General features: G+C 71.8%; 6 protein-coding genes. 2 read left to right on the forward strand and 4 right to left on the reverse strand.

The window, feature by feature from the left end; genetic code table 11:
* Window positions 1-2: 2 nt before the first annotated feature.
* Window positions 3-1,364, forward strand: a complete 1,362-nt coding sequence (locus VFX14_04960; protein HEU5189021.1) for an amidohydrolase family protein — start codon at window positions 3-5, stop codon at window positions 1,362-1,364.
* A gap of 10 nt (window positions 1,365-1,374) precedes the next feature.
* Here VFX14_04960 and ilvE read toward each other — a convergent pair whose 3' ends face one another.
* From ilvE to VFX14_04980, 4 genes are all read right to left on the reverse strand, one after another.
* Window positions 1,375-2,295, reverse strand: a complete 921-nt coding sequence (gene ilvE, locus VFX14_04965) for a branched-chain-amino-acid transaminase (protein HEU5189022.1) — start codon at window positions 2,293-2,295, stop codon at window positions 1,375-1,377.
* 74 nt (window positions 2,296-2,369) lie between these two features.
* Window positions 2,370-4,016 carry a tetratricopeptide repeat protein gene (locus VFX14_04970; protein ID HEU5189023.1) on the reverse strand — a complete coding sequence of 549 codons (1,647 nt, stop codon included), beginning with the start codon at window positions 4,014-4,016 and terminating at the stop codon, window positions 2,370-2,372.
* Window positions 4,017-4,028: 12 nt separating this feature from the next.
* Window positions 4,029-4,775, reverse strand: a complete 747-nt coding sequence (locus VFX14_04975; GenBank protein HEU5189024.1) for a PIG-L deacetylase family protein — start codon at window positions 4,773-4,775, stop codon at window positions 4,029-4,031.
* A gap of 10 nt (window positions 4,776-4,785) precedes the next feature.
* On the reverse strand, window positions 4,786-6,504 hold the full coding sequence (locus VFX14_04980; protein HEU5189025.1) for a hypothetical protein: 1,719 nt from the start codon (window positions 6,502-6,504) through the stop codon (window positions 4,786-4,788).
* A 97-nt stretch (window positions 6,505-6,601) separates the two neighbouring features.
* Between VFX14_04980 and VFX14_04985 the strand changes: the two genes are divergently transcribed.
* On the forward strand, window positions 6,602-7,282 hold a 681-nt coding region (locus VFX14_04985), incomplete at its 3' end, for a thiamine pyrophosphate-binding protein (GenBank protein HEU5189026.1).

Genomic DNA, 7,282 nt, shown 5'->3' on the forward strand with positions numbered 1-7,282 from the left:
CCATGCTCCTGATCGAGCACGCGCTCGTCGTCACCATGGACGGCGCGCGCCGCGTGTACGTGGACGGCTCGGTGGTCGTCGACGGCACGCGCATCGCGCAGGTCGGGCGCGCCGCCGACGTACGCCCACCTCGTCCGCCCGACCGCGTGATCGACGGGCGTGGCCGCCTGGTGATCCCGGGCTTCGTGGATACGCACGCGCATCTCTCCGAGCACCTCTCGCGCGGGCTCATCCCCGAGTCGGTGCCGGTGGACCGCTACGTCCCCGACTGGTACACGCCCCTCTACGCGACCATTTCGCCCGAGGAGGAGGCGGCGGCCGCGCAGCTCGCATGCCTGGAGATGCTCCGCACCGGCACCACCACCTTCTGCGAGGCCGGCACGCTGTTCGACGTGCCCGCGGTGGCGCGTGCCGTGGACGCGGTGGGGCTGCGGGCCATCCTGGGCCGCTGGTCCTGGGATCTCGCGAGCGGCCCCGGGCCCCTCGCCCAGTCCACCGACGGCGCGCTGGCCCTCACCGAGGCCGCAATGGACATGGTGGGCGCGCTCGGCACCACCCGGGTGGGCGTGTGGCCCATTCTCATCGGCTTCGGGACCGCCTCGGAGCGGCTGATCCGCGGGGCGCATGCCCTCGCCGACCGGCGCGGCACCGGCTGGGGCATGATGCAGTTCGCCTCGCACCCGTCGCGGAAGACGGCGGATATCCTGCCCCTGGCGATGCTGGAAGCCTGGGGGGTGCTCGGCCCCCGCTGCAAGCTCGCCCACATGGTGCACGTGAGCGAGGACGACATCGCGCTCCTCGCGCGCCGCGACGTCAAGATCGCGCACTGCCCGTCCGCGGCGCTCAAGCACGTGAAGGGCCTGCACGCCCACGGCCGCTTTCCCGAGATGCTGGACGCGGGGGTGACCGTCTCCCTCGGCGGTGACAGCGCCAACGGCTCGAATCACTTCGACATGCTGCGCCTCATGTCGCTCGCCGCGCTCGCCGCCAAGGACGCGCGCCTCGATCCCGGCGTGCTGCCGCCCGAGCGCGTGCTCGAGATGGCCACGCTCCACGGCGCGCGGGCGCTGGGCCTCGAGGCCGAGATCGGCTCGCTCGAGGCGGGCAAGCGGGCCGACCTCGTGCTCTTCGACGTGGACCGGCCGGAGTGGCGCCCGCTCCTCGATCCCGTGGCCAATCTCGTCCACAGCGCCAGCGGCGCGAGCGTGCACACGGTGCTGATCGACGGGCGCATCGTGCTCGACGCCGGACAGGTGACGACGGTGGACGAGGCGGAGGTGCTGGAGCGGGCCGAACGCCTCGCCCGGCCCTATCTGGACCGGGCGGGGGTCGCCGCGCGGCCGCAGTGGCCGCGCATTCTCTGAGCCGCGGCCGCTAGACGACGGCGGGCTTGTAGATCGGGGTGCGCCACTCGGGGAAGCGCTTGTCCACCCCGCGCACCACGTCCATGTAGCTGGTGAGAAGCCGCTGAGTGACCGGGCCCACGGCGCCGCTGCCGAGGTTGAACCGATCCACGGACAGGATGGGCGTGATCTCGTAGCCGCTACCGCAGAAGAAGGCCTCGTCGGCCACGTAGAGCTCGGTCCGCGCGATATGCCGCTCCACCACCTCGATGCCGAGCGCGGGCGCCAGGGGGTCGAGCAGCGTGGTGCGGGTGATGGACTCCAGGATGTCGCTGGTCAGCGGCGGCGTGATGAGCTGGCCGCGGCGAACCATGAAGAACGTCGCGCCCGATCCTTCCGCCACCGTGCCGTGCTGGTTCAGGAAGATCGGCGCGTCGTACCCATCGGCCTTGGCCTGCAGCGTGGCGAGCCGGCCGTTCTGGTAGTTCGACCCGGACTTGAGCCGAATGGGGATGGCGTTGTCCGACGTGCGCTGCCAGGACGTGACGCAGCAGCGGAGCCCCGCCCCGTCCGTGATGCGGCCGCGCCGACGGGGATTGATGTACATCCCGGTGGGCGAGGTCGAGTCGAGCCCCGCGCCGCCCACGTAGGCGACCAGGTGCATGTGCACGTCTTCCTGGACGTCGTTGCCGCGGAGCGCCTCGCGGACCGCCTCGTAGAGGTCGGCGTCCGAGTAGGGCACGGTGAAGCGCATCATCTTCATGGACTCGCGGAAGCGCGCGAAGTGCTCGGCGAGCCGGAAGGCGTAGAGCTCCCCGTCAGCGGCATTCCAGTAAGCCCGCAGCCCCTCGAAGACGTTGGTGGCGTAAAAGACCGCCGCGCTGTTGACGGGCAGAACGGCCTCCGCCTGGGGTACGAGCTTGCCATTCATCCAGATCTTGAAGTCGGCCATGCGCCGCTGCCTCCTGTGGGGGTGTGGGCCTCGAGAGCCAAGTCTAGCAGGCCGGGGGCCGGCCCGCCACCATCTTACCCCCGCTCGAACGTCGACAGCGTGCGGCGCAGCTCGTCCGCCCTCACCGTGCCGCCGTAGCGCGCGATGCCCTCGCGGATCACCTCGAGGGCTCGGGCGCGGTCGCCCCGGCGCCAGTGCGCCCACGCGAGCTGATTCCAGGTCTCGGCGAGCTTGTATGGGCTCACGTCCATGGCGCGCTCGTCGAGGAGGCGCCGGCACGCCGCGATGGCCTCGTCGTGACGGCCGGCGGAGGAATAGAGCTGGCTGAGGCTCACCGCCAGCGACTGCGTTGTGTCACCGACCATGCAGTTCGCGCAATTGTCGGTGCGGGCGCGATAGCTGAAGTAGCGCGTGTAGCCGAACTCGGCCAGGCCCAGGCGCTGCGGGTAGTCGGCGGCGACGTGGTCCAACAGCATGATCGCGGTGGCCACGACGTGGTCGTCGTCGGGATGGTCCACGATGCCCTGATAGGCGGACTTGAAGAACTGACGCTCGCCGACCCCGCCGCGCGGGAAGCCCTGCCAGGCGGCGAGGAGATCGCCGACATTGTCCACCCTGTAGGGGGTCTGCACGCGCTCCCACCAGTCGGGGCGCGGCGCCGCCGTCGCGAACGCGGCCACGAACTCGCGCAGGCGCGCCCCTCGCGTCGCCTCCAGCGCCGCGTGCACCGCCCTGACCCGCTCGCGCTCGCGCGCGGCCATCCACTGATAGGTGGCGGCGCCGCCGCTGCCGACCACGAGCCCCGCGACCACGAAGCCGGCGAGCGCCAGCGCGCGGCGGCGCCTCCTGGACTGATCGGGGACGGCGACGAACCGGTACGCACCCGCGAGCAAGGCCATCACGGCGCCCGCCACCGCGCCGTAGACCCAGCGCGGCATGCTCTCGTCGCGGACGCGAAAGCGGTAGTTCCACGAGTGCGCACCCCCGTCGTGCGTGTAGAGATCGCCCACCAAACGGCCGCCCTGCCAGGCCTCGACGCGGAACACGTACTGCTCGCCCTCGCCGGCCGGCGGCAGCGCCAGCGTTACCGTGACGTCTCCGGTGGTGGCGCTGACGACCTCGCGCTCGCCGCCGGGCCGCCCGCAGGGCCGCGCGAGGAGTCGATAGCGATACTCGGCGTCCGCCACCAGCGGCTCCCAGCCGAACTCCACCGTCGCGCGCGGAGTCCACGCGTAGCGCGGCGTAGCGAAGCTCGGCTGCTTGTCGCAGCTCGTCAGCATGCCCTCGATGGGGCGGCCGTTGTCGCCGGGGCGCGTGAGATGGATCAGCCGCGCCATGTCCACGGTGATTCGCTCCGGACCGTCCGCCGTGATCTCGAAGACGGGCTGGGCCTCGTAGTCACCCGGATGGCGCCGCGGGTTGGCGGGATTCTCGTCGATGCTCACGTGCATGCGGTACTTGCCGGGCAGGGGCCCCGCTAACGTGTAGGCGCCGGGCGTGGGGGTGCGCTCGACACGACAGGACGTCCAGCGGTTCCGGGTGTAGTCGAAGCACGAGAAGTCGGGCGGGGCCTGCGGATCGAGGGGCCGCCCGTCGAATCGCAGCTCGAGGGGGATCGCCCGGTCGACCGAGGCTTGCGCGTCGGGCGCCGCGGGAAAGAGCGCGGCGAGGAAAGAAGCCGCGAGACCGAGCACCGAGCGGCGGCGGGCGCGGCGACTCACCCGAAGCCGCGGTTACCGCCGGGCGACGAGCCTGCGGAAGACGGCGCCGAACTCGAACCCGTAGCCCGAGGCCAGCTCAGCCGCGTTCTTCTTGATCCGCTCGCCCATGGTGGCGCCCGCGGGGATGTTGAAGCCGGGCACCTGGCTCTGATGCCGGATGATCGCCGCGACCTGCCGGTCGATCGACTCCGTCACGTCCACGATGACGTCGGGCTCGTCCGCGCCCCAATACCAAAGCTCGCGCACCTTGTGCGGCTCCAGCCCCTCGCGCGTGATGTGCTCGGGGAAGTGCAGGTGGTCGCGCGCGTAGGGATAGACGGCGTCGGTCGCCACGATGCCCGCCTTGCGATGGTCGCGGTGCTGGAAGCCCCGGATCCGATACGGATCGTGGACGAACACGGTGTGCGGCCGGTGGCGGCGGACCGCCCGGACCACGTCGCCCAGGAAGGCGCGCGTGTCCTCCAGCTCACCGTCGGGATAGCCCAGCATCTCGACGTGGCGCACGCCCATGAAGTCGGCGGCGGCGCGCTGCTCGGCGGCGCGCCGCGCCACCAGCGCCTCGGGGGCGAGGCTGCGATCGGCGGTGCCGGCCTGGCCGTCGGTGCAGAGCACGTAGCTGACCTCGCACCCCGCCGCGACCCAGCGCGCGATCACCCCGCCGGAGCCGATCTCGGCATCGTCGGGATGGGCGAAGATCACCATGGCGCGGTCGGGAACGTCGGTGACGATCTCCAGCTTGCGATCGGGGTCGGTGGACATACGGACGATTTTACCCCGGACTCCGCCGGCGCGCCTCGACCTGCCGGGCCAGCTCCTCCGCGGCGGCCTGCTTGGAGGGACCCGCGGAGCGGAAGTAGTAGCGCTGGAGCACGTCCTGGATGCGGCGCGCCTCCGCGTACGGCGCCTGGGCGATCTGGCGCTGGGCCTCGCGGAGCGTGTCCTCGATCGGCGTGAACCGCACGCGCGGATCGCCGCGCAGCCGGTCCATGATCGCGTCCTCGTAGATCCAGATGCGCGCCTTGAGCAGCTCGCCCGCGAACGCGATCTCGTCGACGCGGAGCGGCCCGGCCTGGCCCACCGGCGGCGGCACCTGGGAAAAGATCAGGTGGATGCGGTTGGCGGTGAGCCACGCGTCGTCCGCGGTCTTCTCGTGGCCCACGTGGCCGCGCGCGGCCAGGGGCCGCTTGGCGAGCGAGTACTGCGTGAGGCCGGTCATTTCCGCGAGGTACGGCAGCCCACTATAGTACCCGAACACGCACATCCCGCCCTCGTACGCGGCGCGGATGGGCAGGCCGCCGAGGGTCTGTCCGGCCGTGAGCCCCTGGAGGCGCCGCGCTTCCATGAGCGCGGGCGGGTAGAACGCGGGCTCGTCGGCGATGCCACGAACGCGCGCCCCGGAATGGGCGAAGACGGGATACGGCAGCAGCACGCCGGCGAGGGCCAGCGCCGCAGCGGCGGCGGGCACGAGACGGTCGGGCTGCGCCGCGAGCAGATCTTCCAGCACGACGAAGAGGAGTGGCATGGCGGGCAAGAGGCGCCGCGCGAACATGAAGTCGCCGCCGCTGTGCGCCACGTAGGCGACGAAGAGGACGAACGCGGCCAGCAGCACGACATGGCTCCGGGTGAGGATCTCGTCGAGCCGCGGCAGGCTGGCGAGGAGGAGCAGGACGGCGAGCGGCACGATGAACCAGTTCTTCTCGAGGAACAGCAGCACGTAGAACCATCCCTGGCCGTAGTAGGGAACGAGGGCGGACTTGGAGTAGAACGCGGTGGGGAAGAGGTCTCCATAGTAGCCGAGCTTGAACGCGACGAGCGCGACGCCCGCCACCGCGAGCGGCGCCGCCACCGCCCCCGCGAGCGCAAGCCGCCGGCGTGGCGGGGCCTCCGGATGCACGAGCCAGGCGCCGGCGACACCGACCATCGCGAAGAGCACGCCGTCCGGCCGCGTGGCGACGGCGGCGGCGAGCAGCGCGCCCGCGGCGGCGAGCGCGCCCACGCCGCTCGCGGGACGGCTCGCGAGCAGGAGCCCGCTCACCGCGAGGAGGGCGAAGAGGCTGGTCTCGAGGCCGCCGGTGGCCCAGGTCTGGTAGTCCGGCATCAACAGTACCAGGCCCGCGGCGAGCGGGGCGAAGGGCATCCGCGTCCCCGGCCGCCGGCTCCGCCACGCGAGCACCGCCACCAGCCCCAGCCAGCACGCGATCCCGAGCGTCTGCGAGGAGGCTTCGGGGGAAAACCCGAGCGCCATCGCGCCGGCGAGGAGCAGCGTCCACAGGAGATTCGTGTAGCCCTCGACGCGCTCGCCGACGTTGTAGACGAGCCCGTCGCCGCGCGCGAGATGGGCCGCGTACCGGAACGAGATGAAGCCGTCGTCCGAGAGCCAGGCGAGGCCGAGCGCGCGCCAGATCGCGAGGACGACGGCGGCCGTGGCCAGCGAGACCGCTCCCGCGAGGAGGATGCGGCGGCGCGAGGAGCCCGACGGCCAGTGCACCTTGGCAGCGATTCTACCCGCGCGGCCCCCGCGAGCCCGCGACTTGTGTGCGGTCGCGGCGGATGCTATACCGGCCCTCACCGGAGGGCACCCATTCATGAAGATCAAGGCGGAGAACGGGCTCGCGCGCATCCTGAAGGCCGAGGGCATTCCCTGGGTCTCGTGCTACCCCACCAGCAACGTGAACAACGCGCTCGGCGAGGAAGGCGTGCCCATCCTCATGATGGGCGAGGAGCGCTTCGCCGTCGCGGTGGCCGACGCGTTCTCGCGCGTGACGTGCGGGAAGCAGATCGGCGCCTGCACGGTGATGGCGAGCCTCAACGCCGCCGGCATCCAGATGGCGTACGGCGCCGTCGCCCAGGCCTGGGAGGACTCCTCGCCGGTGCTCGTCATCGCGGAAGGGCTCGGTCGCGGCGCCAGCCGCCACACGCATTACGACATGGCCGGCGCCTTCAAGTCGGTCACCAAGTGGGTCGGCGAGATCGATCGCGCCGAGCTGGTCCCGGACTACCTCCGCCGCGCCTTCACCCAGCTCCGCTCGGGCCGTCCAGGGCCGGTGCTGCTTCTCGTCCCCCGCGACCTCGGCGAGTACGAGGAGGACCTGCATCCGTACACGCCGGTGAAGGGCTGGCGCTCGGCCCCCTATCCCGACGACGTCACCGCCGCCGTGAAGGCGCTCCTCGCCGCCAAGAGCCCGCTCATCTACGTCGGCGAGGGCGTGTACTACGGCGACGCGACGAGCGAGCTTCGCGCCTTCGCGGAGCTGGCCCAGGCCCCG

It is taken from the genome of Candidatus Methylomirabilota bacterium (assembly GCA_035764725.1).
GTDB lineage: Bacteria > Methylomirabilota > Methylomirabilia > Rokubacteriales > CSP1-6 > DASRWT01.